This is a genomic window from Cupriavidus malaysiensis, assembly GCF_001854325.1.
In the GTDB taxonomy this organism is placed as follows: Bacteria; Pseudomonadota; Gammaproteobacteria; order Burkholderiales; family Burkholderiaceae; genus Cupriavidus; species Cupriavidus malaysiensis.
In genome coordinates, this window is the sequence record NZ_CP017755.1 from 601,137 (window position 1) to 627,492 (window position 26,356).

A 26,356-nucleotide genomic window follows, 5' to 3' on the forward strand; every position below is an offset into this window, starting at 1 on the left:
GGCCATGCCTAGCGAAGCGCAATCGCCGACCGCCGCGCCCGGCGCGCCTGCCGCGCCTGTCACCGCGCCCGCCACCCCGGCGCGCCGCGTCGCCGCGGTGCTGCGGCGGGTGCTGTGGCGCGCGCTGCCGACCGCACTGCTGGTGGTGGTGTTCAACTTCCTGCTGCTGCAGCTCGCCCCGGGCGACGCCGCCGACGTGCTGGCCGGCGAGTCCGGTTCGGCCACCGAGGCCACCATGGCCCTGCTGCGCGCGCGTTTCGGCCTGGACCAGCCCTTGCTGCACCGCCTGCTGGGCTACCTGTGGGGGCTGGCACATCTCGACCTGGGCTTCTCGCCGCGCTACAACATGCCGGTGGCGGACATGATCCTGGCCCGCCTGCCCAATACGCTGCTGCTGACCGGCGCCGCGCTGACCTTGGCGCTCGCGCTCGGCGTGGCCGCCGGCACCGTGATGGCGGCGCGCGCGGGCGGCTGGACCGATCGCCTGCTGTCCCTGTCCGCGCTGCTGCTGTACTCGGTGCCGGGCTTCTGGATCGGCCTGATGGCCATCGTGCTGTTCTCGGTGCGGCTGGGCTGGCTGCCGAGCGAGGGCACCGCCACCATCGGCGCCGGCCTGGGCGGGCTGGCGCACGCCGCCGACGTGGCGCGCCACCTGCTGCTGCCGGCGCTGGCCATGGCCTCCTTCTATATCGCCATCTACGCGCGCCTGACGCGTGCGGCCATGCTGGAGGTGCAGCGGCTGGACTTCGTGCGCACGGCGCAGGCCAAGGGCCTGCATCCGTGGCGCGTGACGCTGCGCCACGTGCTGCGCAACGCGCTGCTGCCGATCACCACCTTGGCCGGCATGCACTTCGGCGCGCTGCTGGGCGGCACGGTGGTGGTGGAGACCGTGTTCAGCTGGCCCGGCCTCGGCCGCCTGGCGCTGGAGGCGGTGCTGGCGCGCGATTTCCCTGTGCTGCTCGGCGTGCTGCTGCTGTCGTCCTTCCTGGTGGTGCTGGCCAATGTGCTGGTCGACCTGCTGCAGGCCTGGCTCGATCCGCGCATCAAGGCGGCGTGAGGCGCGCCGCCGCGCCCCTGCATCGCCACCATCCCCATCTCCATCCCCGTCACCGCAAGGAGCAAGACCCGATGGCGAAACCGATTCCTGTTCCCGCCGGCGCGGCCACCATCGCGGTGGCCGGCACCGCCCCGGCGCCGTTGCCCGCCGCGGCCGCGCGCAGCGGCGCGCTGCGCATCTTCCTGCGCAACCCGGCCGGCGTCGCCGGCCTGCTGGTGCTGCTGGCGCTGGGCCTGCTCGCGCTGCTGGCCGGGCACCTGTTCCCCGGCGATCCGCTCGACATGGTGGCGCAGCCCTTCCTGTGGCCGGGCGCCGATCCGGCCTATCCGCTCGGCACCGACTCGCTCGGGCGCGACGTGCTGGCCGGCATCGTGCACGGCGCGCGCGTGTCGCTGCTGGTCGGCCTGGCCGCGGCCGCGCTCAGCCTGGTCATCGGCACCGTGGTGGGCGCGCTGGCGGGCTACTTCGGCGGCCTCGCCGACGCGCTGCTGACACGCCTGGTCGAACTGGTGCAGACGGTGCCCGGCTTCCTGCTGGTGATCGTCATCGTGGCCATCGCCGGGCCCTCGGTGAGCACCATCGCGCTGGCGATCGGGCTGGCCTCATGGCCCACGGTGGCGCGCCTGGTGCGCGCCGAGTTCCGTACGCTGCGCGAGGCCGACTTCGTGCTGGCCGCGCGCAGCCTGGGCTATCGCAGCCGCCGCATCATCTTCGCCGAGATCCTGCCCAATGCGCTGCCGCCGGTGATCGTCACCATCTCGGTGATGGTGGCCAGCGCCATCCTGATCGAGTCGGCGCTGTCCTTCCTCGGCATGGGCGATCCGAACGTGGTGAGCTGGGGCAGCATGATCGGCGCCGGACGCGAGGTGCTGCGCAGCGCCTGGTACCTGACCGCCTTGCCGGGCGGCGCCATCATCGTCGCCGTGCTGTCGCTCAACCTGGTCGGCGATGCCCTCAACGACGCCCTCAATCCGCGCCTGCGCCAAGCATGAACCACACCATCGACCCCCATGGCGGCGCCCGCCGCCGCCCACTCCGGAGCCAGCGATGAGCGCGCTGCTGGAAGTCGAAGGCCTGCGCATCGCTTTCGGTGCGCAGCCGGTGGTGCATGCGCTGAACTTCGCCGTCGAGGCCGGGCAGACACTGGCCCTGGTCGGCGAGTCCGGCTGCGGCAAGTCGGCCACGGCACTGGCGCTGATGCAATTGCTGCCCCGGCCCGGACACATTGCCGCCGGCAGCGTGCGGCTCGACGGCCGCGAGCTGCTCGGGCTGCCGCCGGCGGCACTGCGCGCGCTGCGCGGGCGCGACATCGGCATGGTGTTCCAGGAGCCGATGAGCGCGCTCAATCCGGTGCAGACCATCGGCGCGCAGATCGCCGAGGTGCTGCATTGCCACCAGCGCCTGTCACGCCGCGCGGCGCGTGCCCGCGCGGTGGAGCTGCTCGACCTGGTGCGCCTGCCCGAGCCGGCGCGCCAGCACGATGCCTATCCGCACCAGCTCTCGGGCGGGCAGCGCCAACGCGCGATGATCGCCATGGCGATCGCCTGCGGGCCGCGCCTGCTGATCGCCGACGAGCCCACTACCGCGCTCGACGTCACCATCCAGGCGGAGATCCTCGGCCTGCTCGACCGGCTGCGCCGCGAGCTGTCGATGGCGCTGCTGCTGATCACGCACGATCTCGGCCTGGTGGCACAGTGGGCCGACCGCGTGGTGGTGATGTACGCCGGACGCAAGATGGAGGAGGGCGGGGCGCAGGCGCTGTTCGCCGCGCCCGCCCACCCCTATACGCGCGGCCTGCTGCGCGCCTCGCTGCGCCTGGCGCAGCAGCGCTTCTACCGCGACGGCCCGCTCGACGAGATCCCCGGCAGCGTTTCCTCGGCCGCGCAGGCCAGCGGCTGTCCGTTCGCGCCACGCTGTGCCCAGGCGGAGACCGGCTGCGGCGCGAGTCCGCCCGAGCCGCGGCCGCTGCCGGGCGGCGCGGCCGATGCCCGCCTGGTGGCCTGCGTGCCGGTCCTGCGCGCGGCGGCAGCGTCGGCGCCCGCGCCCGCGCCTGTACCTGTACCTGTACCGGCTGGCACATCCCTCTCCACTGCGCTGGCCTGACCTGCCTCTATGTCTTCCTTGCTCTCGGTGCAGGACCTGCACGTGCACCACATTCGCCGCGGCGAATCCATCCATGCCGTGCGCGGCGTGTCCTTCACGCTCGCGGCCGGCGAAACGCTCGGGCTGGTCGGCGAATCGGGCTGCGGCAAGTCCACGCTCGGCAAGGCCATCCTGCAGCTGCTGCCGGCCAGCGCCGGGCAGGTGCGGCTGGACGGCGCCGAGCTGGGCACGCTGGCACCCGCGGCGCTGCGCGCGCTGCGCCCGCGCATGCAGATGATCTTCCAGGATGCGCAGGCCTCGCTGAATCCGCGCCGCACCGTCGGCGACGCGCTCGACACCCTGCTGCGCGTGCACGGTGAGCGCGATGCGCGCCTGCGCCGGCAGGCCGTGCTGGCCATGCTCGACCGGGTCGGCCTGCCGGCCGGCGCGCTGGCGCGCTACCCGCATGAGTTTTCCGGCGGGCAGCGCCAGCGCATCGGCATCGCCCGCGCGCTGCTGCTGCGCCCGGCGCTGGTGGTCTGCGACGAACCGGTGTCGGCTCTCGACGTGTCGATCCAGGCGCAGATCCTCAACCTGCTGGTCGAGTTGAAGGCAGAGTTCGGCCTGGCCTACCTGTTCATCTCGCACGACCTGGCGGTGGTGCGCTACCTGGCCGACCGGGTGATGGTGATGCAGGCCGGGCGCATCGTCGACGGCGGCGCGCAGCCGGAGTTCTGGCAGGCGCCGTCGCATCCCTATACGCGCGCGCTGATCGCCGCCGCGCCCGATGCCGCCGGTCCATAGCCGCCGGTCCACAGCCGCCGATCCATAGCCGCCGGCCGCTGGCTGCAGGCCGGTGCGCGCCGGCATGAGCAAATCCGGAATCCTTCGTTGGGATGGCAGGCTTGTCTGCTTAGACTTTTCCCCACGTTATTGCAAAGGAGTCGAGGATCATGGCGGTTGGGTTGTTGTCGCGCATCGCGCGGGGCCTGCGCGCGCAGCGCGGCCGGCGCACGGGCCTGCGCCTGTCGGCGCTGGCGGGGGCCGGCTTGCTGGCGTGGGGTGTGGTGGCCGGTGGCACGGCGATGGCGCAGGCCAAGCCGAAGAGTGGCGGCACGCTGGTGGTGGGCCAGTACCAGGAGCCCACCGTCTACGACCCGAACCGGCAGTATTCTTGGGAGACCTACCGCGTCGACAAGCACATCTACGAGTCGCTGCTGGCCGAGGACCTGTCCCATCCGGCCAAGGCGGGACCGCCGCCGCTGGTGCCGGCGCTGGCCACCGCCTGGCAGGCCAGCCCCGATGCGCGCACCTTCACCTTCCAGTTGCGCCGCGGCGTCAAGTTCCATGATGGCACCGATTTCAATGCCCAGGCGGTGCGCTTCAACGTGCGCCGTTTCACCGATCCCGCCTTCGAGTACTACGACGTGCGCGCGGCGGCGACCATGAAGCCGGTCTACGGCAACCTGCAGGAGCTGAAGGTCGTCGACGACTACACCGTACAGTTCGTCTTCAAGGGACCGTTCACCGATTTCCCGCGGCTGCTGCCGCAAGGCAACTACGTTTCCGGCATCTTCAGCCCGGAGGCGCTGAAGAAGTACGGCCAGGACGGGCTGGCGCTGCACCCGACCGGCACCGGACCCTACAAGTTCGTCGAGCGCGTGCACGGCGAGAAGACCGTGCTGGTGCGCAACGAGCAGTATTGGGGCCCGCGTCCGCTGCTCGACCGCATCATCTTCCGTCCCATCCAGGACGACGCGACCCGCCTGGCGGCGCTGCGCTCGGGCGAGATCGATATCCTCACGCGCGTGCCGGCCGATGCCGCCGACGGCCTGGAGAAGAGTGGCTACACCGTACACGACAGCACCACCGCCGGCGAACTGTTCCTGAGCTGGAACTACCGCAATCCCTACACCAGCAAGCTCGCGGTGCGGCAGGCGGTGCTGCTGGCGATCGACCGCGAGGGATTGGCGCGCACCATCTTCAAGGGCCGCGCGCAGGCCGCCTACAGCCTCTACAACATCGGCAACAGCGCCTACGATCCGGCCCAGCGCGACTATCCCTACGATCCGGTGCGCGCGCGCAAGCTGCTGCAGCAGGCCGGCTACAAGGACGGCGAGGTCCACTTCACCATCATCACCGACGTGGCCAACCAGCCGTCGATCGAATGGATCCAGCGCGATCTCGCCAAGGTCGGTATCAAGGTCGACGTGGTCTCGCAGGAGTGGCTCACCTACACCAGCAAGCTGGCCAACCTGGCGCCGGAGACCGGCCTGTTCACCATGGAGTGGGGCTTCGTCACGCCCTACTGGTTGAAGCTGGCCTACGACGGCTACGTGGTCACGCGCGGCGGCGGCGAGAAGGTGGTCGACCCGGCGGTGGCGCAGGCGATCGCCAAGGCCACCGCGCAGACCAGCGAAGGCGCGGCGCTGGCGGCCTGGAAGCAGGCCAACGGGCTGGCGCAGCGCGAGGCCCTGTTCGTGCCGCTGGTGACTTTCCGCAACCACTTCGCCAGCAGCCCCAAGGTGCAGGGCTTCAACGTGCCGGCGCAGAACTTCTACGACCTGACCCGGGTCTCGCTGCAGAAATGAGCCGCGCCATCGTGCTGCGCCTGCTGCAGGCCCTGCCCATCTTCCTGGTGGTCTCGGTGCTGGTGTTCCTGGCTGCCCATGCCGGCGGCGGCGATCCCATCACCAATGCGCTGGGCGGCACGCTGACGCAGGATTCGCTCGACGCCATCCGGCGCGAGTACGGGCTCGACCGCCCGGTCTGGGTGCAGTACGGCCTCTGGCTGCAGCACCTGGCCGCCGGCGACTGGGGCACTTCGCTGGTGCTGCGCACGCCGGTGTTCGAGGTGCTGGGGCGCAGCTTCGCCAACACGCTGGTGCTGGCCGGGGCGGCGGTGCTGCTGTGCCTGGCCGGGGGCGTGGCGGTGGGGGTGGCCAGCGGCCTGCGGCGCGGCACCTGGCTGGACGGCGCCGCCATGCTGCTGATCCAGGTCGGGCACAACTTCCCGGTGTTCTGGTCGGGACTGCTGCTGATCTGGGTGTTCGGCGTCAAGCTGCAGTGGTTCCCGGTCTCGGGCATGTACGACATGCGCGGCGAGCAGGACTGGCCCGACCTGCTGCACCACCTGGTGCTGCCGGCGCTGTCGGCCGCGCTGATCTCCATGCTGGTGCTGGCGCAGCTGGTGCGCGCGCAGGTCATCGAGATCCTCGGCTCCGACTACCTGCGCACTTTCCGCGCCCAGGGGCTGCCGCGGCGCGTGCTGCTGGGGCGCCACCTGGGCCGCAACCTGCTGCCGCCGGTGCTCAATGTCACCGGGCTGCAGATCGGCTACCTGCTGTCCGGCGTGATCTTCGTCGAGAACGTCTTCAACTGGCCGGGCATCGGCACCCAGCTCTACAACGCCGCCGCCGGCAAGGACTATCCGATGATCCAGGCCGGCGTGATGCTGGTGACGGCGTGCTTCATCGCCGTCAACCTGGCCACCGACATCGCGCTCGACCTGCTCAATCCGCGCCTGCGCGGGGGCGTCGCACAGGGGCAGCCGTGAACATGCCGTCGACCGGGTTCACATCGGCGCCGACACCGGCACCAACATCGGCACCAACATCGGCACCCACACCGGCGCCGGACGCCGCCGGCGGTGCTCCGCGCCCGGCGTGGCGGCGCTTCGCCGGCAACCGGCTGGCGCTGGCCGGGCTCGCGCTGATCCTGCTGGTGCTGGCGGCCACGCTGCTCGCGCCCTGGCTGGCGCCCTTCGATCCGGACGCCGCCGATCCGCTGCAGCGGCTGGCGCCGCCCGGCACGGCGCACCACCTGCTCGGGCTGGACGCGCAGGGGCGCGACATCGCCAGCCGCCTGCTGTGGGGCGGCCGCCGCGCACTGCTCGGCAGCCTGCCGCCGGTGGTGCTGGCGGTGCTGCTGAGCCTGGCCCTGGGCCTGCTGGCGGGCTACTACCGCAATCCCTGGTCGGCGCTGATCATGCGGGTCATCGACATCCTGTTCGCCTTCCCCATGGTGCTGCTGGCCATCGGCCTGGCCACCGCGCTCGGGCCCGGCACCTGGGCGGTGGCGCTGACGGTGGTCGCGGCGGCCACGCCCTACCTGACGCGCGTGGTCTATGCCGCGGTACGGGCCGAGCGCGACAAGGAGTACCTGGAAGCGGCCCGCGCCGGCGGCGCCGGCGCCGCCGCCGTGCTGCTGCGCGAGCTGCTGCCCAATGTGGCCAGCGGTGCCGTGGTCTACGGCACCACGCTGGTGGGCGGCATGATCGTGTTCCAGGCCGGGCTCAGCTTCCTCGGCCTCGGCACGCAGCCGCCGCAGGCCGACTGGGGCCGTATGGCGGCCGAAGGCGTGCAGGTGATGGTGCTGGGCGCGCCGCACGTGGCGACCGCGCCGGCACTGGTGATCGTGGTGCTGGCGCTGTCATTCAACTGGCTGGGCAACGGCCTGCGCGATGCGCTGGATCCGCGCGACTGAGCCGGGCCCGGCCTCCATGACAACGCGAAACGCCGGCACGGGCCGGCAAGGAAGCCTGCGATGAGTCTCCTCAGCATCCGCCAGCTCGGCATCGAATTCACCGGCGCGCACGGGCCGCAGCGCGTGCTGCACGGGGTGGACCTGGAGGTCGGCGCCGGCGAGGTGGTGGCCGTGGTGGGCGAGTCGGGCTCGGGCAAGAGCCTGACCGCTGCCGCCGTGATGGGCCTGCTGCCGGCACGCGGCTGCCGCGCCTGGGGCCAGGTGCGCTTCGACGGGCGCGAACTGCTCGGGTTGCGCGAAGCCGAGCACAACACGGTGCGCGGGCAGGGCATCGGCATCGTCTTCCAGAATTCACTGTCTTCGCTCGACCCGTCCTTCCGCATCGGCGAGCAGATGGCCGAAGGGCTGCGCTACCGGCTCGGCCTGGGCCGCGCGCAGGCCGCCGCCACCGCGGGCAGCTGGCTGGAGCGGGTCGGCATACGCGAGCCGGGGCGGGTGCTGCGCGCCTACCCGCACGAGCTGTCGGGCGGCATGCGCCAGCGCATCCTGATCGCCATGGCAGTGATGGCGCGGCCGCGGCTGCTGATCGCCGACGAACCCACCACGGCGCTCGATCCGACCGTGCAGAAGCAGATCCTGGACCTGCTGCGTGATCTCCACCGCGAGGACGGCACCGCCATCCTGCTGATCACCCACGACTTCGGCGTGGTGTCCTACCTGAGCGAGCGCGTGGCGGTGCTGCGCGCCGGCCGCGTGGTCGAGCACGGCCGCACGGCCGACGTGCTGCGCGCGCCCGATCATCCTTACACGGCCGCCCTGCTGGCGGCCGTGCCGCAGAGCAGGGCGCCGGAGCCGGCGTCGGTGTCCGTGCCGGCGTACGAAGCGGGCGCGCCGGGGCAGGGCGAAAGCACGGTGCTCGCGCTGCGCGGTATCGGCCGCCGCTTCGGTAGCGCTGGCGGCGGCGGTGTCGGCGGCTGGCTGCGGCGTGGCGCGGACGAGGTGGTCGCCCTGCAGCCCACCGACCTGGCGCTGCGGCGTGGCGAGATCCTCGGCCTGATCGGTGAATCGGGCTCGGGCAAGTCGACCCTGGCACGTCTCGCGGCACGCCTGCTGGAACCCTCCGGCGGCAGCGTGCTGGCCGGCGGCCAGGACGTCACCGCCTTGCACGGGCGCGCGCTGGCGGGCTTCCGGCGCGACGTGCAGTTCGTCTTCCAGGACAGCGGTGCCTCGCTCAATCCGCGCCGCACCATCGGCGCGCAGATCGCCGATCCGCTGCTGCGCCTGGGCGTGGCGCGCAACGCCGCCCAGGCGCAGGCACTGGCCGCGCAGGCGCTGGAGCACGTCGGACTGCAGGCGCAGCACCTGGCGCGCTACCCGCACGAGTTCTCGGGCGGGCAGCGCCAGCGCATCGGCATCGCGCGGGCGCTGGCGCCGCGCCCGGCCTGCGTGATCCTGGACGAGCCGACCTCGGCGCTGGACGTCTCCATCCAGGCACAGGTGCTGGCACTGCTGCGGCGCCTGCGCGACGAGCTCGACCTGACCTATCTGTTCATCAGCCATGACCTCGGCGTGGTGGCCTCGTTCTGCGACCGCATCGCGGTGATGGAGCGCGGGCGCATCGTCGACCGCTTCGCCAGCGCCGCGCTGCACGATCCTGCCCGGCACGCGGCCACGCGCCGCCTGCTCGATGCGGTGCTGCCGTTGCCGGTGCCGCTTCAGGTGCCGCATCAGGTGCCGCATCAGGTGCCGCTTCATGCGCCGGTGATGCAGGACGCCACGGCGCCGGCCCGGCAGGCGGCCTGACCACCGTTCTTCGCCGCCGACCACTTCGAGCGGGCGGCCATATCCACAGGCCCCGGCGGGATGGCCGGCGGCGGCACCAGGAGCCATGACATGAACAAAGCAAGAGATCTCGACCAGCGCGCGCCGCGGCGCGCCGTCTCCAGCCACAACCCGCTGCGGCACAAGACGCAGGTGCCGGGTGCCCATGACCTGAACGGCGAGACCACCCGCCTGAAGGAAGGGCGCACCTTCTGAGTCCGGGCGTGGCGGCGGGCAGCCATGCCGCCGCCACGCCCGATCACATCCATCCTCGACCCAGTCCACCGCTATCACCGACCACCATGAGCCGCGACCGCCTTTTCCTGCTGGAACCCGGATTCACCGATGCCGCTCGTCCGGGCGAGCGCTTCGTCTGCCCCGACTGCCTGCCCATCGAAGGGCTGCTGGCCGCCGACCCGGCGCGCGCGGCGCGCCTGGAGATCGTGCGCGTGCCGTTCGCGCGGCCGCGCGCCGCCGTGGCGGCCGTGCTCGGCCCCGACAACCAGGGCCTGCCGGTACTGGTGCTGGATGGCGACGCCGCGCCGCCGGCCGACGCGCATGTCCATGGCGTGCTGCGCTTCGTCACCGATACGCGGCGCATCCTCGACCTGCTGGCCGAACGGCACGGCTTCCCGCGGGTGCATTGAGGACGCCTGCCCGGCCTGCCCCGCCCTGCGCTGCTCCTCCCTGCTTCAGGCTCTGGCGGCCAGCGGCCGCCGTCCGTGCCCCAGGTCGGGCACTGCCGCCAGCAGGCGGCGCGTATAGGGGTGGCGCGGCGTGTCCAGCACGGTTCCGGCCGGACCGCATTCGACCAGCTCGCCCGCCTGCATCACGCCCACCTGGTCGCACATCTGGCGAATCACCGCCAGGTTGTGGCTGATCAGCAGATAGGTCAGGCCCAGCTCATCCTGCAGGTCACGCATCAGGTTGAGGACCTGCGCCTGCACCGAGACATCGAGCGAGGAGGTGGGCTCGTCGCAGATCAGGAAGTCGGGCCGGCTGACCAGCGCGCGCGCCAGCGCGATGCGCTGGCGCTGGCCGCCGGAGAACTGGTGCGGGTAGCGCCGCGCCGCATCGGCCGGCAGGCGCACGCGCTGCAGCGCCTGGGCCACCCGCTCGCGTATCGCGCCGGCATCCAGCGCCGCGTCGCGTGCCCGCAGCGCCAGCAGCGGCTCGGCGACGATGCGCCCGACGCGCCAGCGCGGGTTGAGACTGGCGTAGGGATCCTGGAACACCATCTGGAAGCGCCCCAGCAGCGCGGCGGCGGCCTGCGTGCCGGACCAGGGATCGATGCCGTCCAGCGTCACGCTGCCGGCGCTCGGGCGCAGCAGGCCGGCGATCATGCGGGCGACGGTGCTCTTGCCCGAACCGGACTCGCCCACCAGCCCGAAGGTGGTGCCGCGCGGGATGGCGAAGCTGACTTCGCGCGCCGCCTGCAGCACGCGGCGCGGCTCGCGCGCCAGGGTGCGCAACAGCCACGGGGCGGACAGGTCGAAGCGGCGCGACAGGCCGCTCACCTGCAGCAGCGGCGCGGCGCCGGCCGGCATGTGCACGGTTGGCAAAGGCTGTGCGGCCTGTGCCTGCTGCGCGGCCACGGCGAGCGGCGCGGGCGGCACCGCGTCGTCGGGCGTGGGCAGTCGCCGCAGGCGCCGGTCCAGCGGCGGTATGGCGGCGACCAGTGCGCGCGTGTACGGCGCGCGCGGGTGCTCCAGCACCTCGGCCACCGGGCCGCTCTCGACCACGCGCCCGGCCCGCATCACCATCACGCGGTCGGCCACGCCCGCGATCACGCCCATGTCGTGGCTGACCAGCATCAGCGCGGTGCCGCGCTCGCGGCACAGGCGGCGCAGCACCTCGATCACCTGGGCCTGCACGATGACGTCGAGCGCGGTGGTGGGCTCGTCGGCGATCAGCAGGGCAGGGTCGGCGCACAGCGCCAGGGCGATGGCCACGCGCTGGCGCATGCCGCCCGAGAGCTGGTGCGGGTATTGGCGCAGCCGGGCCTCCGCCTGCGCGATGCCGACCGCCTGCAGCAGCGCCAGGGCGCGCTCGCGTGCTTGCGACGGCGTCAGCGGCAGGTGGGTGCGGATGGTCTCTTCCAGGTGGCGCCCGATGGTGAGCACCGGATTGAGGCTGGTCATCGGATCCTGGAACACCATGCCGATGTGCTTGCCACGCAGGCGGCGCCGGTCTTCGGCGCCGAGCGTGTCGATGCGCTCGCCGCGCAGCCATATGCTGCCGGCGCCGAGATGGCCGCCGGGGTCGAGCAGGCCGGCGATGGCCTTGCCCAGCATGGACTTGCCGGCGCCGGACTCGCCCACCACGCCGAGGATCTCGCCCGGCGCGAGCGTGCAGCCGACCTCGGCGAGGATGCTGAGCGGGCCGCGCGGGGTGTCGAAATGCACCGACAGGCCGTCGACGCGCAGCAGCGGTGGCGCGCTGCTGGAGGGCGGGGAAGGCAAGGAGGGCGCGGGGGGCGGCGGCGCGCACGGCGCCAGGGCTTCGGTGGTCATTGCAGCTTGGGGTCGAAGGCGTCGCGCAGCCAGTCGCCGAGCAGGTTGACCGACAGCGCCAGCGCGAGCAGGGTGAGGGCGGGGAACAGCAGGATCCACCATTCGCCGGAGAAGAGGAAGGCCTGGCCGATGCGGATCAGCGTGCCCAGCGAGGGCTGGGTCGCCGGCAGGCCGACGCCGAGGTAGGACAGGGTGGATTCCGCCACCACGGCCAGGGCGAAGCTGAGCGTGCCGATCACCAGCACGGGCGCCAGCATATTGGGCAGCAGGTGGCCCAGCAGGATGGCGTTGCGCGAGCGGCCGCTGATGCGCGCCGCGGCGATGTAGTCCTTCTGTTTCTCGACCAGGGTCACGCCGCGGATGGTGCGCGCGTACTGCACCCACTCGGACAGGGCGATGGCGAGGATGATGACGTACACCGCCATGTCGTCGCGATAGCCCTCCGGCAGCAGGCCGCGCGCGATGCCGAAGATCAGCAGCGCGACCAGCAGCACCGGGAAGGTGAGCTGGATGTCGGCCACGCGCATCACCAGGGCGTCGAACCAGCCGCCGGCATAGCCCGCCAGCAGCCCCAGCGCGACGCCGGCCAGCAGCGACAGCGCTACCGCGGCGGCGCCGACCAGCAGCGAGACGCGCAGGCCGTAGAGGATGGCCGACAGCAGGTCGCGTCCCTGGTCGTCGCTGCCGAGCGGGTAGAAGGCACCCGAAGGGCCGTGCCGCCACGGCGGGGTGAAGGCGTCGAGCAGTTCCAGCGCGGCCGGGTCGAAGGGATTCTGCCGTGCCAGCCAGGGCGCCAGCAGCGCTGCCAGCAGGAGCAGGCCCAGGGTCAGCAGCGCGGCCTGCACCGCGCGCGAGCGCGCCAGCGTGCGCAGTGCCGCGTGGTCGGACTGGCGCCAGCGGGCCAGCAGGCCCGGGCGTGGAAGAGGCGGTTGGCTCATGTCGGGGCGGGAAAGGTGGAGGGTGGAACGTTGGCGATGAGAGGACGGGGCGGCGCGTGCAGGCACGCTCGATCGCACAGGCACACTCAGGCGCGCCGCAGGCGCGGATCGGCCAGCGCGTAGACAAGGTCGACCACCAGGTTGATGACGACGTAGAGCAGCGCGATCAGCAGCAGGTAGGCGGCGATCACCGGCACGTCCACGGCCTGGATCGAGGCGATGAACAGCGCGCCCAGGCCGGGCCACTGGAACACCGTCTCGGTGACGATGGCGAAGGCCACCAGCGAGCCGACCTGCAGCCCGGCGATGGTGATCACCGGGATCAGGGTGTTGCGCAGCGCGTGGCCGTAGACGATGCGGCGCTCGCCGAGCCCGCGCGCGCGGGCGAAGCGCACGTAGTCGCTGCGCATCGCTTCCAGCATCTCCGCGCGCACCAGGCGCTGGATCAGGGTGAGCTTGAACAAGGCCAGCGTGGCCACCGGCAGGATCAGCGACAGCCAGCCCGAGGCGGTCAGCAGCCCGGTGCTCCAGCCCCCCAGCATGACCACCTCGCCGCGCCCGAACGAGGGCAGCCAGTGCAGCCGGACCGCGAACAGGTAGATCAGGCCGATGCCGATCAGGAAGGTGGGCAGCGACACGCCCACCAGCGAGGCGGCGGCCAGCAGCCGGCCGGTCCAGCCGTCGCGCCGCAGCGCGCCGCGCACGCCCAGCACGATGCCGCCGAGCAGGGCGACGAGCGCGGCCACTGCCGCCAGTTCCAGCGTGGCCGGCGCGCGCTCGGCGATGACCTCGGTGACCGGGCGCCGCACGCGGTAGGAAATGCCGAAGCGGCCGTGCAGCACGTTGTCGAGATAGCGCGCGAACTGCACCGGCACCGGCTGGTCGAAGCCGAGTTCGGCCACCAGGCGCTGGCGTTCCGCCAGCGAGGCATCTTCGCCCAGCAGGCTCACGGTGGGATCGCCGAGATGGCGGAACACCAGGAAGGAGAGGAAGGAGACGGCCAGCAGCACCAGCAGCGACTGGCCCAGGCGGCGCATCAGATGGACGAGCATCGGCGTAGCGTGTGGCGTGTGGGTTGTGCGGGAGCGGGCGGCGGCGTCATCCCTTGGCCAGCTTGAACAGCTTGAAATAAGGCGTGTTCGACGGATTCACCGGGATGTCGAGCTTGCGCACCATCGCATAGGTCTGGATCTGGTCGTGCAGCGGCAGGTAGATCAGCTCCTTCTGCACCGTGGTCCAGATGCTGCGGATGGTCTCGTCGCGCCGGCGCGCATCGCCCTCGGCGGCCAGCGAGACGATCTTGGCATCCAGCTCGGCATTGCTGTAGCGGGTGGCGTTGGTCGCCCCGCGCGAGTTCTTGCCGCGCGAATGCACCAGGTAGTCGAAGATGTAGGCCGAGTCGTAGGTCGGCACGCCCCAGCCGTACAGGTAGAAGTCGGTGTCCAGGTTGTTGATGGCCGCGGTCTGGAGCGCCAGCGGACGCGCGGCCACCGTGGTCCTGACGCCGATGCGGCCGAGGAAGCCGGCCGCGGCCTGGCAGATCGCCTCGTCGTTCAGGTAGCGGTCGTTGGTGCAATGCAGGGTGATGGCGAAGCCGTTGGGATAGCCGGCTTCGGCCAGCAGCGCCCTGGCGCGTGCCACGTCGCTCTTGCCGACCACGTCGAAGGCCTTGTCGTAGCCGTGCACGAAGGGCGGGGCGATGATGTTGGTCGGTACCGACAGGCCGCGCATGACCGCGGTCTTGATGGCGTTGCGGTCGATCGCGAGCTGGAAGGCCTCGCGCACGCGGCGGTCCGCCAGCGGGTTGCGGTCCTTGACGTCGGCGTACTTGAGCGGGGCGCTGCCCACGTTGAGGCCGAAGAAGATCACGCGGTTCTCGGCGGCCTGGTTGACCCGCAGGCGCGGCTCGGCGCGCAGGCGCGCCGCATCCTGGATGGGCAGGTCCTGCACGAAGTCGACCTCGCCCGACAGCAGCGCCGCCACGCGCGTGGCCGGCGACTTGATCGGCAGGTACACCAGTTCGTCGATCTCCAGCGGGAACTGGCCGCGTCCCCAGTACTGCGGGAACAGCTTCAGCACGGTGCGCACGTCCTGCTCGCGCGACGCGATCACATAAGGACCGGTGCCGTTCTCATGGCGGGTGGCGTAGGTCTCCTCCTTGGCGGAGGCGTTCTGCGGCTGCTCGACGTTGTGCGCCTTGGCCCAGGCCGCGCTCAGGATCTGGATATTGGTCAGGCTCTCGGGCAGCAGCGGGTTGGGGCCGGCGGTCTTGATGCGCACCACGAACGGCGAGACCTTGCTGACTTCGGTGATCGACACCAGCAGGGACTTCATGTCCGAAGTCGGGGCCCTGGCGCGCTGCAGGGAGAAGACCACGTCATCGGCGGTGAAGAGGCTGCCGTCGTGGAACTTGACGCCCTTGCGCAGCTGGAATTCCCACACGGTGGGATCGTCGGTGCGCTGCCAGGAGGCCGCCAGCGTCGGCAGCAGCTTGCCCTCGGCGGTGCGGATGATCAGCGGCTCGTAGACCTGATGCAGCAGGTTGTGGTTGGGGCCGTTGTTGAGCGCGTGCGGATCGAGCGTCGAGGCATCGGTCGAGCGCGCCCAGCGCACGGTCTCGGCGAGGGCCGGAGGCGCGGCGAGCAGGTTGGCGGCGAGGGTGGCGAAGGCGGCGGTGAGGGAGGCCGTGCGGGCCAGGCGTTGCAGCATCGGGAGGGTCTCCACGGGAAAGAGGGACAAGGTGGCAGGGCAGCGGGGCGCCCTGCGGAAAATCGGAACGCGCTGGTGGCGATGTTCAGTCGTAGTGCTCAGTCGCCCGGCGTGCCGCCGGTGCCGCCGAAGCGCTCGCACAGCCAGGCCGCCAGCGCGCGCAGGCCCTGCGCCTCGCCGCCGCGCGGACGGCCCGGGCGCGCCTCCGGGTTCCAGGCGAACAGGTCCAGGTGCAGCCAGGGCGTGCCGGCCGGCACGAAGCGCGACAGGAACAGCGCGGCGGTGATGGCGCCCGCGTGCGGGTTGGCGGCGGCGTTCTGCAGGTCGGCGCTGGAAGACTTGAGCATGGCCTGGTAGGGCTGCCACAGCGGCAGCCGCCACAGCGGGTCGGCCACGCGCCGGGCCTGCTCCAGCAGGCTGGCGGCCAGCGCATCGTCGTGGCAGAACAGGGCCGGCAGCTCGGGCCCGAGCGCCACGCGCGCGGCGCCCGTCAGGGTGGCGAAGTCAATCACCAGGGCGGTGGCGCCGTGCCGCGCGTCGAGCGCATGGGCCAGCGCGTCGGCCAGCACCAGGCGGCCTTCGGCATCGGTGTTCTCGATCTCCACCGAGAGGCCGTTGCCGGCGCGCACGACGTCGCCGGGGCGCAGCGCGCCGGCGCCGACGGCGTTCTCCACGGCCGGCACGAGCAGGGTCAGCTGTACCGGCAGGCGCGCCTGCATCAGCAGTTGCGCCAGCGCGATGGCGTGGGCGGCGCCGCCCATGTCCTTTTTCATCCAGCGCATGCCGGCGGCGGGCTTGAGGTCGAGCCCGCCGGAGTCGAAGCAGACGCCCTTGCCGACCAGCACCAGGCGCGGCGCGCCGGGCTCGCCCCAGTGCAGCGCGGCCACGCGCGGGGCCTGTGCCGCCGCGCGCCCGACCGCGTGCACCAGCGGGAAGCCCGCGCCGGGCAGCGCCTCGCCCGTCCATTGTTCGTAGCGCGCGCCATGCGCCCGCGCCAGCGTGCGCACCTCGTCGGCGAGCTGCTGCGGGCCGAGCACGTTGGCGGGGGTATTGACCAGGCGGCGCACCAGGCCGGTGGCGGCCGCCAGCGGGGCGACGGCGGCACGCTCGGCCGTGTCGCTGACCAGTTCGGCCACGGCGGAATCCGGGGCATCCTGGGTATCCGGTGTGCCGGCCTCCCAGCCGCCGGGCAGGGCGCCGATGGCCCAGCCCAGCGCAGCGAGCGGCCGCTCGGGCGCCACCGTGCCGGGTACGGCGGCCAGGGCGTAGCGGCGCGCGGGAAGCTGCGCCGGCAGGCCGGCGAGCTGCCACAGCGGCTGGGCCGGATCGGCGCCCGCCACGGCGCCGGCCAGCGCGCCGTCGGGTGCGGGCAGCAGCAGCGTGGTGCCGGCTTCGGCGGCGAAGCCGGTGGCGCGCACCCAGCGCGCCTGGGCCGCGGGCAGCACGTCGAGCAGCGCGGCGAGCCCGGCCGGCGTCACCACGTAGAGCGGCAGGGCGTCGTCGGCCGTGCCGGTGAGTCCGCGCGGCGGCGGGATCGGGGCGGAAGCGGTGCTCATGTCGAAGGCGAAGGCGCCGGTTGCGGGGCGGGAACGGCGGCTGGCGCGGCGGTGTCAGTGCAGCGAGATGCCGGCCGCGGCGATGACCGAGGCATAGCGGGGCAGGTCGCGTGTCAAGGTGGCGTCCAGCTCCTGCGGCGTCGAGCCGACCACGGCATAGCCGGCCTCTTCGAGCTGGGCGCGCACCGCCGGTGCCTGCAGCACGGCGGCGACGTCGCGGCTGAGCTTTTCCACCACGGCGGTGGGCGTGGCGGCCGGCGCGATCAGGCCCTGCCAGCTCTCCACGGCGAAGCCGGGCACGCCGGATTCGGCCAGGGTCGGCACCTGCGGCAGCGCCTTGGCGCGATAGGGCGTGGTGACCGCCAGCGCGGTCAGGCGGCCGCTGCGCACATAGTCGGTGACGGCCGCCAGCGTGATCAGCGTGGCGTCGATATGCCCGCCGAGCAGGTCCATGGTGGCGGGCGCGCCGCCGCCATAGGGGATGTAGTTGACGCGGATGCCGAGCTGGCGCGCCAGCATCTCGTGGGCGACATGGGCGATGCCGCCGTTGCCCGGCAGGCCCAGCGCGATCTCGCCGGGGCGCTTTTTCACCAGGGCCGCGTACTCGCCGAAGGTCTTCACGCCCAGGTCCGGGCGCACCACCAGGATCTGCGGGTTGACCACCGCCTTGGTGACGCCGCGGAAGGCGCGGCCCGAGTCATAGGGCAGGCTCTTGAACAGCACGGCGTTCAGGGTCACGCCCTCGCCGGCCAGCAGCAGCGTGCTGCCGTCCGGCCGCGCCTTGGCCACCTGGGCCGCGCCGAGCGTGCCGCTGGCACCGACCACGTTGTCCACCACCACCGGGCGCCCCCACTTCTCGCTCAAGCGTGGCGCCAGCGTGCGGGCCAGCTTGTCGGCGCTGCCGCCGGCGGCCACTGGCACCACGATGCGGATGGCCTGCGCGGTGTCGTTGGCCGCGGCCGCGGGGCTGGCCGCCGCGAGGCCGGCGAACACAACCGTGACAGCGGTGGCAGCCATGGTGGCCGCGGCGCTCATGTTGCCAAGGGCCGCACGCAGGGCGGAGCGCAACGGACGCAGGGAACGGAGGGAGCGGAGCGGAGTGCGGCGGAACATGGCTGGCCCATCGTGTCGAAAGGGCCAGCTTAGTCAGCGCGGCGGCGCGCTCAAACGAATGTTTCCTCGTAAGGATATGCGGGGGAAGCTTGCGTCATGCGCGCCGCGTGAAGCGTTGTTCGACCACCTTGGTCCCCCACTGCTCGCCTTCCGCTTCACTGTGCAAGACGAAGCCGAAGGCTTCGTACAAGTGGCGCGCGGAGTCGAGTCCCTTGAAGGTCCAGAGGTAGGTCTCGCGGAAGCGCGCGTCGACAAAGCGCATCGCGTGCGCGAGGAGCTGCCGCCCGATGCCGGCGCCGCGCAGGGCGTCGTCGACGATGAACCAGCGCAGGTGCGCGACCCCGGTGTCGAGGTCGCCGTCGATCGCCAGGGAGGCGAGGGCGCGCCCGTTCTCGACATACAGCCAGAGCGCCTTGCCGGCGGCGGGCAAGGCGCCGGCGAAGGCGGCGAGTTCCGTTGCGACCTTCTGTTCGAAGAAGGCGCCGAAGCCCCAGTGCTGCGCATAGAAGCGCGCGTGCAGGGCAGCGATGTCGCCGATGCAGCCGGGCTGGTAGCCCTCGACGATGCGGGCGGAGGCGGCGTCTGCCACGCTCGCCTTGCTGTCGTTGTCCTGCGCCAGCGCATCGGCATAGAGTGCCAGCGAGCGCAGCAGTGCCTGCTGGTCGGAGGGCAGCAGGCGCCGCAAGGCGCTCGACACCTGATCCGTGGCGAAGCGGTCGATCTTGCTGCGCAGGGTTTCGCCCGCCGGCGTCAGGTAGAGATTGGCGGAGCGCGCATCCTCCTGCGAGGCCCGCCGCGTCACCAGGCCATCGGCTTCCAGCCTGGCCAGTTGCCGGCTGGTGTTCGATTTATCGAGCCTGAGGATCTTGCCCAGGTCGCGCGCGCTGATGCCCGGCGCCATGCCGATCTCGAGAACGGCGTGGACGGCCGAGGGCGCCAGATCGCTTTCGGCCAGGGTCGCGCGCATGAAGCCCAGCTCGCGCACCAGTCGGCGGGAGAAGTCGCGCAGCTCCAGGATGGTGGTTTCGCGCGGGGTGGCGGGGACGTCGACGAGGTCCATGGTTGACTCGCTAAGGTGGCTCGGCTCGCACAGGTTGCGCTGCGCAACCCAATATAGTTGCGAGTCGCAACTTTGTCAAAGCGGGCGTTCCATCGGCGTTCCGTTGCCGTGACACCGGGCCCGGGAACTGCGGGGGCGCAGCGCCGGGCCCCGGCTCTCGTCTCTCGTCTCGCGTCTCCTCCCGGCTTCAGTCGACCGTGATGTGGTTGTCCTTCACCAGCTTCGCCCAGCGCGCCAGCTCGCCGTGCAGGAAGCGGGAGAACTCGTCCGGCGTGCCGCCGACCGGGACCACACCCAGCTCCGTCAGCCGTGCCTTGACCTTGGGGTCGTGCATGGCGGCGGCAACGGCCGCGGCGAGGCGCGCCACCACCGGAGCCGGCGTGCCCTTGGGCACGAAGACGCCGTTCCACTCCAGCACCTCGAACCCCGGCAGGCCGCTTTCGATCAGGGTCGGCACGTCCGGCAGCGCCGGCATGCGGCGGGCCGACGTCACCGCCAGCGCGCGCAGCTTGCCGCTCTTGACGTAGGGAATGCCGGAGGCGGCGTTGGCGAAGTAGGCATCGACCTGCCCGCCCATCAGATCGGTCAGCGCGGGCGCGCCGCCCTTGTAGGGGATGTGCACCAGGTCGACCTTGGCCTGGCTCTTCAGCAGCTCGCCGATCATGTGGGCCGGGCTGCCCGGCCCGTAGGAGGCATAGGTGATCTTGCCCGGCGCCTTGCGCACCGCGTCGAGGAAGGCCGCCAGCGTCTGGTAGGGGGCGCCGGGCGGCACCACCAGGATGTTCGGCGCGGTCACCGCCAGCGAGACCGGGATGAAGTCCTTGACCGGGTCGAACGGCAGCTTGCGCAGCGCCGGATTGACCGCGAAAGTCGACGCGTCGTACAGCACCGTGTAGCCGTCGGCGGGGGCCTGGGCCACCGCCATCGCGCCGATGGTGCCGCTGGCGCCGGGCTTGTTGTCGACGATCACCTGCTGCTTCAGCGACTGCGACAACTGCGCGGCGATGATGCGCGCGGCATTGTCGGCGCCGCCGCCGGCCGAATAGGGCACGACCAGCCGGATCGGCTTGGCCGGGTAGCCCGCTTCGCCCTGCGCGCCGGCCGGCGCGCAGAGGCCGAGCGCGGCGCAGGCCAGCAGGGCGCCGACCAGGGCGCGGCGCCGGGCCGGCGCGGCCCCGCTGCCTGCGCGTGGCGCTTTGCGGGGGCAATGAGTGGGGACGAGGGGGAAAGTCATGTCGATCCAGGGTGTCGGGACGCGGGAGATCCCGCGCCTTATTGGGTAGGGGCTGATTCGGTGGCGGCCTATTCGATGGTGGCGCCGGAAGCCTGCACGACGCGCTTCCATTTGGCCGCCTCGCGTGCCATCAGCTCGGCGTAGGCCGCCGGCGACGCGATCAGCGGGGAGGCGCCTTCGGCGCGCAGGCGCGCGGCGACGTCGGGCAGGCGCAGCACCTTGTCGATGCGCGCATGGAGGTCGTCGATCACCGCGCCGGGCGTGCCGCGCGGCGCGAGAATGCCGTAGCTGAGCGTGCTCTCGAAGCCCGGCAGCGCGGCCTGCGCCACCGTCGGCACCTTGGGCAGCAGTTCGCTGCGCTGCGCCCCGGTCACGGCCAGCGCGCGCAGCCTGCCGGCGCGGATGAAGGGCAGCACCGGCGGGATCACGCTGAAGGTGAAGTCGACCTGGCCGCCCAGCAGGTCGGTCAGCGCCGGCCCGGTGCCCTTGTAGGGCACGTGGGCCAGCCGGATGCCGGCGGTATTGGCGAACAGCACCGCGGTCAGGTGCGAGCCGGTGCCGTTGCCGCTGGAGGCATAGTTGAGCGCGCCGGGCCGTGCCCGGGCCGCAGCGATCAGGTCCTTGGCCGTATGCAGCGGCGAGTCGGCCCGCACCACCAGCACCAGCGGCGTGCTGGCGATCGGCGCGACCGGCACCAGATCGTGCCGGGGATCGAAGCCGAGGTCGGCGTAGAGGGCGGGATTGACCGCGAGCGTGCCGGTGTGGCCGAGCAGCAGCGTGTAGCCGTCGGCACGCGCGCGCGCCACCTGCTTGGTGCCGAGGTTGCCGCCGCCGCCCGGCCGGTTGTCGACCACGATCTGCTGCGGCAGGCCCTCGCTGACCTTCTGCGCGATCAGGCGCGCGAACACGTCGTTGCCGCCGGCCGGCGCGAACGGCACCACCAGCTTCACCGGGCGCTCCGGCCACGGCTCGGCGCGGGCGGTGCCGGCGGCCAGGGTGATGGCGCCGGCGGCGAGCCAGGCCAGCGCGCGGCAGGCCCTTTGGATTCTCACGTCTGTCTCCCTGGCGCTGGCGGCCTGTCCCGCGGGGCCGTCACGCCGATGTTCTATATAAGAACCGTTGTTCTTTCCTGGAACAAAGTCTAGCGAGGCGGCTTTGCCGGCCGGAATCGGGATATACCCCGAACACCGGTGCCGGAGCGGCCTTCCCGATCTCTCTCGGTCCCCCCTCGATCTCCCTCGATCCTTCTCCGGCCACGTCCGATCCTGTTCGTCCGGGACCGACCCTGCCCGATCTCCATTGGACGGTTCGGCACATGGTCCCGCGCCGCGCCCGCAATTCCACGCCATGGAATTGCGGGGGTGTGCCGCAGGGCCCCGCTGACTAAGCTGTCTCCCATAACGAAACGCAAAGAAACGCCCCCGCTTCCTGCCGCCGGCAGGGGCGCGGTGTCCCGCACCGTTCCCGCACCATTCCCGCACCGTTCCAGGAGACCAGCATGCCGTCATCCCGCGCCGTCCGCCTTCGCCTCAGGGCGACCGCGGCTTTCGCCTTCCTCGCCTTCCTCTGCGGTCTTGCCGCCGCGCTGCCGCGGCCGGCGCTGGCGGCGTTCCCCGACCATGCGCTGCGCCTGGTGGTGCCGTTTTCGCCGGGCGGCGGCACCTCCGCCCACCTCGCCGGCGAGCTGTTCAAGGCGCTGGCCAAGGTGGACCTCAACCACACCTCTACCGCGGCGCGGGGCCGGCCCTGACGGACCTGATGGCCGACGCGATCCGCGATTGCCTGCCCGCCAGCGACAAGCCGGTGATCGCTTACGTGAGCCCGCATGCGCCCGAGGCCGCGGCGCTGCTGAACCGGCTTCGGCGTGCCGGTCGCGCGCGAGGTGGTGGTGGGCGATGCCGAGGCGGCCCGCGCGGCCGCGCAGGGCCTGGGCGACAGCGTGGTGCTGAAGATCCTGTCGGCGCAGATCACGCACAAGAGCGATGTCGGCGGCGTCGCGGTCAATGTGGCACCGGCGGCCATCGCCGCGCGCATGGCGCGCATCGCGGCCGAGGTCGAGGCCGCCACCGGCGCGGCGCCGGCGCGCTACCTGGTGCAGGAGATGGTGCGCGGCGGCGTCGAGGTCATCCTCGGCATGCACCGCGATGCGCTGGGCACGGCCATCCTGCTCGGCATGGGCGGGGTGGCCGCCGAACTGTTCGGCGACACCGTGCTGCGCATGCTGCCCGAGGGCCGCGGCCTGGCCCGCGCCGACGCCATGGAGATGATCGGCGCGCTGAAGACCGCGCCGCTGCTGTACGGCTTCCGCGGGCGTCCACCGGCCGACGTGGCGGCACTGGCCGATGCCATCGTGGCCTTTTCGCGCATGGTGGCGTCGCTGGGCGGGCGCCTGCTCGAGGCGGAGATCAACCCGGCCTGTCGCGCTCCACGGTCAGCCGGCTGACGCAGTCGCTGATCGAGACCGGCATGCTCGAATACATCCCGCAGTTCCGTGCCTACCGCCTGGGCGCGCCGGTGCTCAGCATGGCGCACGCGATGCGCGACAGCTCGCAGGTGCTGAAGGTCGCCACGCCGATGATGGTGGAGGTGGCGATGCGGCACCGGATCAATGTGGGGCTGGCGGTGGCCGACGGCGACGAGATGATCTACCTGGAGTCGTTCCGCTACAACCGCCGCCAGTCGCTGCGCACCGTGGTGACGGGCCAGCGCATCCCGATGGCGCTGACCTCGCTGGGCCGCGCCTACCTGGCCACGCTGGCGCCGGTCGACCTCGCCGCCATGCTGGCCGGTTTCGCCGCGCGCGCCCGCGGGCGCGGCTGGCGCGAGCTGCGCCGCGAGATCGAAGCCGCGGTGGCATCGGTGCGCACGCGCGGCTACTGCGTGGCGTCGTGGCAGCCCCAGGTGGTGGCCCTGGCGGCGCCGGTGCATTGCGAAGGCTATGGCGTGCATGTGCTGAACGTCAGCGTGTCCAGCCAGCAGGAGGCGGCGGAAGTCGAGGCGGCGCTGGCGGGGCCGCTGCTGGCGCTGGCCCGGGACATCGAGGCGCGCGTGCGCTTGCCGGAGTGAGGCGTGGCTTCACGGGTGCCGGCGCATCCTTGAAGCCACGTTCGTGACGCCACGTGCCCCGGCACCTGCTGCCGCTCCGCCCGAAGCCTGAAGCCGGGCGATGCCGCCTTACGCGGCCTTACGCGGCTTCACGCAACTTCATGCCACCTCATGCTGCAGGAACGCCGTGGTCAGGCGGCAGCGCGGGTTCTGGCCGCGGTGGCGCCTCGGACGCGACGGCCGGCGCTTGCGCTGCCACCTGCCGGCGCGCGAAGGCCGCCAGCCCGCGCAGCGCCGCCCTGGCCGAAGGCAGGTAGAAAGCCTGCAAGTGGAAGACATGCCAGCGCCCCAGGTGGACTTCGAGCCGGCATGGCACGCCGCAGGCCTGTGCGTGCGCGGCGAGACGGGTGGCGTCCGCCAGCAGCACTTCCTGGTCGCCGGCCTGGACCAGCATCGGCGGCAGGCCGTGCAGGTCCGTTGCGAGCGGCCGCGCGGCGGAGCCGCTGCCGCCGGTGCCACCGTCATACCAGCGCAGGCCCTGTTCGAGCCAGGCCCGGCAGATCATCGGGTCCTGCTTGCGCCGCGAGGCCAAGGTGTCGCCGCCGAGCGTGGGGTCGGTCACCGGGGACAGCAGCAGCAGGGCCGCCGGCGCGGGATCGCCGCGCTCGCGCAGTGCCAGGGCGAGCGCCAGCGCCAGGGCACCGCCGGCGGAATCCCCGGCGATGACGATCTGCCCGGGAGCGTGGCCGGCCGCGCGCAGGGCCGCGTAGCTGGTCAGTGCGTCCTCCAGCGCGGCGGGATGCGGATGCTCGGGCGCGAGCCGGTAGTCGGGCACCCACACCGGCATGCCGGCGGCGGCGGCCAGCCGCGTGGTGATGCTGCGATGGGTGGCGGGGCTGCCCAGGCAGAAGGCGCCGCCATGCAGGTAGAGGATGGCGCCGGCAGAGGCCGCGCCGCTTGCGGGCGTCGCCACTGGCGCCATCACTGGTGCCACCACTTCGAGCGCGATGCCGCCGGCGCGGCGCCACGAGCGGGCGGTGCCGCCGGCGCCCGGCATCAGCGGCGTCAGCAGGGCCACGATGCACCGCTGCGCCCGCGCGCCCAGCGGCGGGCCGATCAGCGTGCGGAAGGCCACGCGCAGGAAGGCACGCAGGAACCCCGCGGCGGCTGCCTCGGGCCAGGCGCGCGCTTCGGCCACCTCGACGCCGCCGGCGGGTCCCGTCGGCCCGGGCAGCGGCCGCGTCAGGCGGTAGGCGGCCAGGCTGGAGTGGCGCGCCAGCCAGCGATAGGTCAGGGTGAAGCCCGGCCAGTTGGTGCTGTTGTGCCCGCTGGCGTCGACATACCAGCTGGTGCAGCCATTCCACACGGTGCCGGCCAGGCGTTGCTGCACGCGCGTGTTGAAGCGCCGGTAGGGTGCCTCGTCGACCTCGATGGCGCTCGCCCGCGCGTCGCGCATCGCCTGCAGGCAGCGCAGCACATGGGCGATCTGGCTTTCCAGCATGTAGACGATGGAGTTGTGGCCGAGATTGGTATTGGGCCCGTACAGCATGAAGAAATTGGGGAAGCCCGGCACCGTCAGGCCCAGGTAGGCCTGGGCGCCGTGGCGCCAGGCCTCGTTCAGGTCCTGTCCATCGCGGCCGGTGATGCGCATGGGCGAGAGGAACTCGGTGGCGGCGAAGCCGGTGCCGTAGACGATGGCATCGACCGCATGGTGCGCTCCGTCCGCGCACTCGATGCCATCCGCGGTGATGCGGCGGATGCCGGCGGTCACCAGGGTCACGTTGGGCTGGCTCATGGCGCGCAGGTATTCGCTCGACAGCAGGATGCGCTTGCAGCCGATCGGGTAGTCGGGTGTCAGCCTGGCGCGCAGCGCGGCATCGGGCACCTGCCGCGCCAGCAGCCGGCGGAAGGGCAGGCCCACCGCCAGCTTCATCAGCCAGCGGAAGCGGGTGAAGGCCAGCGCGCGCGATTCGTAGCGCAGGTAGATGCCGGCACGGTGCAGGCGCATCGCCCATGGCAGGCGACGGTACAGCAGCTTCTCCCAGCCCCGGTAGGCCCGGTCCGGGCGCGGCATCAGGTAGGCCGGCGAGCGCTGGAACACCGCCAGCGAACCGACGCTGCCGGCAATGGCCGGCACGAACTGGATGGCCGAGGCCCCCGTGCCGACGACGGCGACGCGCTTGCCCGAGAGGTCGTAGCCATGGTCCCAGTGCGCGGAATGGAAGCTGTGGCCACGGAAGTGCTCGATGCCCGGCAGTTTCGGCAGCGCCGGCCGGCTGAGCTGGCCGGTGGCGCTGACCAGCAGGCGCGTGTGCAGGGTGGCGCCGTCGGCCAGCGTCACCTGCCACAGCGCCCGCGCTTCGTCGTAGCGTGCCTGCGCCACCTCGGCGCCGAAACGCAGGTGCGGCGCCAGGCCGTACTTGCGGGCGCAGTGCTGCAGGTAGCGGTGGATCTCCGCCTGCGGCGCAAAGGTGCGTGACCAGTCCGGGTTGGGCTCGAAGGAGAAGGAGTACAGGTGGGACGGCACGTCGCAGGCGGCGCCGGGATAGCTGTTGTCGCGCCACACGCCGCCGACGTCGCGGCCGCGTTCGAGGATGAGGAAGTCCTCGATGCCGGCGCGCCGCAGGGCCACCGCCATGCCGATGCCGGCGAAGCCCGCACCGATGAGGATGGCGGCGAGCGGTTCGTCCGGCGTGGCGCCGGGTGCGGCGGGGGTGGGAGCGGTGGCGGGCATGGGCTGTCT

Annotated in this window: 20 protein-coding genes and 2 pseudogenes; 12 read left to right on the forward strand and 10 right to left on the reverse strand. The window is 72.3% G+C overall.

Annotated elements, in window-relative coordinates:
• Positions 1-4: 4 nt before the first annotated feature.
• From BKK80_RS22575 to BKK80_RS22615, 9 genes and pseudogenes are all read left to right on the forward strand, one after another.
• Entirely contained in the window at positions 5-1,057 is a 1,053-nt protein-coding gene (locus BKK80_RS22575) for an ABC transporter permease (RefSeq protein WP_084545705.1), read from the forward strand.
• 71 nt (positions 1,058-1,128) lie between these two features.
• Entirely contained in the window at positions 1,129-2,049 is a 921-nt protein-coding gene (locus tag BKK80_RS22580; RefSeq protein WP_083384266.1) for an ABC transporter permease, read from the forward strand.
• A gap of 55 nt (positions 2,050-2,104) precedes the next feature.
• Positions 2,105-3,943: pseudogene (locus tag BKK80_RS38020) on the forward strand (ABC transporter ATP-binding protein).
• A 149-nt stretch (positions 3,944-4,092) separates the two neighbouring features.
• A complete protein-coding gene (locus BKK80_RS22595) occupies positions 4,093-5,730 on the forward strand; it encodes an ABC transporter substrate-binding protein (protein WP_071071389.1) in 1,638 nt (545 codons plus the stop codon).
• Positions 5,727-6,695, forward strand: a complete 969-nt coding sequence (locus tag BKK80_RS22600) for an ABC transporter permease (protein WP_071016883.1) — start codon at positions 5,727-5,729, stop codon at positions 6,693-6,695. The genes BKK80_RS22595 and BKK80_RS22600 overlap by 4 nt, the downstream gene beginning before the upstream one ends.
• A gap of 2 nt (positions 6,696-6,697) precedes the next feature.
• Positions 6,698-7,624, forward strand: a complete 927-nt coding sequence (locus tag BKK80_RS22605) for an ABC transporter permease subunit (RefSeq protein ID WP_084545706.1) — start codon at positions 6,698-6,700, stop codon at positions 7,622-7,624.
• Between the two features lie 60 nt (positions 7,625-7,684).
• Positions 7,685-9,427 (forward strand): dipeptide ABC transporter ATP-binding protein, encoded by a 1,743-nt coding sequence (locus tag BKK80_RS22610; protein WP_071071391.1) that lies wholly within the window; start codon positions 7,685-7,687, stop codon positions 9,425-9,427.
• A 90-nt stretch (positions 9,428-9,517) separates the two neighbouring features.
• Positions 9,518-9,661, forward strand: coding sequence for a hypothetical protein (locus BKK80_RS36625; protein WP_156811393.1), 144 nt, complete (start codon positions 9,518-9,520; stop codon positions 9,659-9,661).
• Between the two features lie 86 nt (positions 9,662-9,747).
• Entirely contained in the window at positions 9,748-10,092 is a 345-nt protein-coding gene (locus BKK80_RS22615; RefSeq protein ID WP_071016879.1) for a DUF3088 domain-containing protein, read from the forward strand.
• A 45-nt stretch (positions 10,093-10,137) separates the two neighbouring features.
• On the opposite strand, the gene BKK80_RS22620 is transcribed toward BKK80_RS22615, so the two are convergent.
• From BKK80_RS22620 to BKK80_RS22660, 9 genes are all read right to left on the reverse strand, one after another.
• Positions 10,138-11,958 (reverse strand): dipeptide ABC transporter ATP-binding protein, encoded by a 1,821-nt coding sequence (locus BKK80_RS22620; RefSeq protein WP_084545707.1) that lies wholly within the window; start codon positions 11,956-11,958, stop codon positions 10,138-10,140.
• Positions 11,955-12,896 (reverse strand): ABC transporter permease, encoded by a 942-nt coding sequence (locus BKK80_RS22625; RefSeq protein WP_071016877.1) that lies wholly within the window; start codon positions 12,894-12,896, stop codon positions 11,955-11,957. Before BKK80_RS22625 ends, BKK80_RS22620 begins: the two co-directional genes overlap by 4 nt.
• A gap of 86 nt (positions 12,897-12,982) precedes the next feature.
• Positions 12,983-13,948 (reverse strand): ABC transporter permease, encoded by a 966-nt coding sequence (locus BKK80_RS22630; protein WP_071016875.1) that lies wholly within the window; start codon positions 13,946-13,948, stop codon positions 12,983-12,985.
• Positions 13,949-13,994: 46 nt separating this feature from the next.
• Positions 13,995-15,605: an ABC transporter substrate-binding protein gene (locus tag BKK80_RS22635; RefSeq protein ID WP_071071392.1), complete on the reverse strand. Its 1,611-nt coding sequence runs from the start codon at positions 15,603-15,605 to the stop codon at positions 13,995-13,997.
• Positions 15,606-15,703: 98 nt separating this feature from the next.
• Positions 15,704-17,161 (reverse strand): leucyl aminopeptidase family protein, encoded by a 1,458-nt coding sequence (locus tag BKK80_RS22640; RefSeq protein WP_071071395.1) that lies wholly within the window; start codon positions 17,159-17,161, stop codon positions 15,704-15,706.
• 54 nt (positions 17,162-17,215) lie between these two features.
• Positions 17,216-18,196: a tripartite tricarboxylate transporter substrate binding protein gene (locus tag BKK80_RS22645; protein ID WP_071016870.1), complete on the reverse strand. Its 981-nt coding sequence runs from the start codon at positions 18,194-18,196 to the stop codon at positions 17,216-17,218.
• A 172-nt stretch (positions 18,197-18,368) separates the two neighbouring features.
• The gene (locus BKK80_RS22650; protein ID WP_071071397.1) at positions 18,369-19,334 is read right to left on the reverse strand and encodes a bifunctional helix-turn-helix transcriptional regulator/GNAT family N-acetyltransferase; all 966 of its coding nucleotides are present in this window, start codon (positions 19,332-19,334) and stop codon (positions 18,369-18,371) included.
• Positions 19,335-19,521: 187 nt separating this feature from the next.
• The gene (locus BKK80_RS22655; protein WP_084545708.1) at positions 19,522-20,568 is read right to left on the reverse strand and encodes a tripartite tricarboxylate transporter substrate binding protein; all 1,047 of its coding nucleotides are present in this window, start codon (positions 20,566-20,568) and stop codon (positions 19,522-19,524) included.
• A 68-nt stretch (positions 20,569-20,636) separates the two neighbouring features.
• Positions 20,637-21,620, reverse strand: a complete 984-nt coding sequence (locus BKK80_RS22660) for a Bug family tripartite tricarboxylate transporter substrate binding protein (protein WP_157903317.1) — start codon at positions 21,618-21,620, stop codon at positions 20,637-20,639.
• Positions 21,621-22,066: 446 nt separating this feature from the next.
• Between BKK80_RS22660 and BKK80_RS37540 the strand changes: the two genes are divergently transcribed.
• From BKK80_RS37540 to BKK80_RS22670, 3 genes and pseudogenes are all read left to right on the forward strand, one after another.
• The gene (locus tag BKK80_RS37540) at positions 22,067-22,318 is read left to right on the forward strand and encodes a hypothetical protein (RefSeq protein WP_071071399.1); all 252 of its coding nucleotides are present in this window, start codon (positions 22,067-22,069) and stop codon (positions 22,316-22,318) included.
• Positions 22,312-23,011: pseudogene (locus tag BKK80_RS35780) on the forward strand (acetate--CoA ligase family protein); the annotation flags it as partial. The gene BKK80_RS37540 and the pseudogene BKK80_RS35780, both read left to right, overlap by 7 nt.
• Before the next feature lie 23 nt (positions 23,012-23,034).
• On the forward strand, positions 23,035-23,634 hold the full coding sequence (locus BKK80_RS22670) for an IclR family transcriptional regulator domain-containing protein (protein ID WP_084545710.1): 600 nt from the start codon (positions 23,035-23,037) through the stop codon (positions 23,632-23,634).
• Positions 23,635-23,782: 148 nt separating this feature from the next.
• On the opposite strand, the gene BKK80_RS22675 is transcribed toward BKK80_RS22670, so the two are convergent.
• Positions 23,783-26,347, reverse strand: a complete 2,565-nt coding sequence (locus tag BKK80_RS22675; protein ID WP_071071400.1) for a flavin-containing monooxygenase — start codon at positions 26,345-26,347, stop codon at positions 23,783-23,785.
• Positions 26,348-26,356 lie beyond the last annotated feature (9 nt).

Coding starts and splice junctions, on each gene's coding strand:
- BKK80_RS22575 (WP_084545705.1), top strand. CDS start 5: ATGCCTAGCGAAGCGCAATCGCCGACCGCCGCGCCCGGCGCGCCTGCC.
- BKK80_RS22580 (WP_083384266.1), top strand. CDS start 1,129: ATGGCGAAACCGATTCCTGTTCCCGCCGGCGCGGCCACCATCGCGGTG.
- BKK80_RS22595 (WP_071071389.1), top strand. CDS start 4,093: ATGGCGGTTGGGTTGTTGTCGCGCATCGCGCGGGGCCTGCGCGCGCAG.
- BKK80_RS22600 (WP_071016883.1), top strand. CDS start 5,727: ATGAGCCGCGCCATCGTGCTGCGCCTGCTGCAGGCCCTGCCCATCTTC.
- BKK80_RS22605 (WP_084545706.1), top strand. CDS start 6,698: ATGCCGTCGACCGGGTTCACATCGGCGCCGACACCGGCACCAACATCG.
- BKK80_RS22610 (WP_071071391.1), top strand. CDS start 7,685: ATGAGTCTCCTCAGCATCCGCCAGCTCGGCATCGAATTCACCGGCGCG.
- BKK80_RS36625 (WP_156811393.1), top strand. CDS start 9,518: ATGAACAAAGCAAGAGATCTCGACCAGCGCGCGCCGCGGCGCGCCGTC.
- BKK80_RS22615 (WP_071016879.1), top strand. CDS start 9,748: ATGAGCCGCGACCGCCTTTTCCTGCTGGAACCCGGATTCACCGATGCC.
- BKK80_RS22620 (WP_084545707.1), bottom strand. CDS start 11,958: ATGACCACCGAAGCCCTGGCGCCGTGCGCGCCGCCGCCCCCCGCGCCC.
- BKK80_RS22625 (WP_071016877.1), bottom strand. CDS start 12,896: ATGAGCCAACCGCCTCTTCCACGCCCGGGCCTGCTGGCCCGCTGGCGC.
- BKK80_RS22630 (WP_071016875.1), bottom strand. CDS start 13,948: ATGCTCGTCCATCTGATGCGCCGCCTGGGCCAGTCGCTGCTGGTGCTG.
- BKK80_RS22635 (WP_071071392.1), bottom strand. CDS start 15,605: ATGCTGCAACGCCTGGCCCGCACGGCCTCCCTCACCGCCGCCTTCGCC.
- BKK80_RS22640 (WP_071071395.1), bottom strand. CDS start 17,161: ATGAGCACCGCTTCCGCCCCGATCCCGCCGCCGCGCGGACTCACCGGC.
- BKK80_RS22645 (WP_071016870.1), bottom strand. CDS start 18,196: ATGAGCGCCGCGGCCACCATGGCTGCCACCGCTGTCACGGTTGTGTTC.
- BKK80_RS22650 (WP_071071397.1), bottom strand. CDS start 19,334: ATGGACCTCGTCGACGTCCCCGCCACCCCGCGCGAAACCACCATCCTG.
- BKK80_RS22655 (WP_084545708.1), bottom strand. CDS start 20,568: ATGACTTTCCCCCTCGTCCCCACTCATTGCCCCCGCAAAGCGCCACGC.
- BKK80_RS37540 (WP_071071399.1), top strand. CDS start 22,067: ATGCCGTCATCCCGCGCCGTCCGCCTTCGCCTCAGGGCGACCGCGGCT.
- BKK80_RS22670 (WP_084545710.1), top strand. CDS start 23,035: ATGCTCGAATACATCCCGCAGTTCCGTGCCTACCGCCTGGGCGCGCCG.
- BKK80_RS22675 (WP_071071400.1), bottom strand. CDS start 26,347: ATGCCCGCCACCGCTCCCACCCCCGCCGCACCCGGCGCCACGCCGGAC.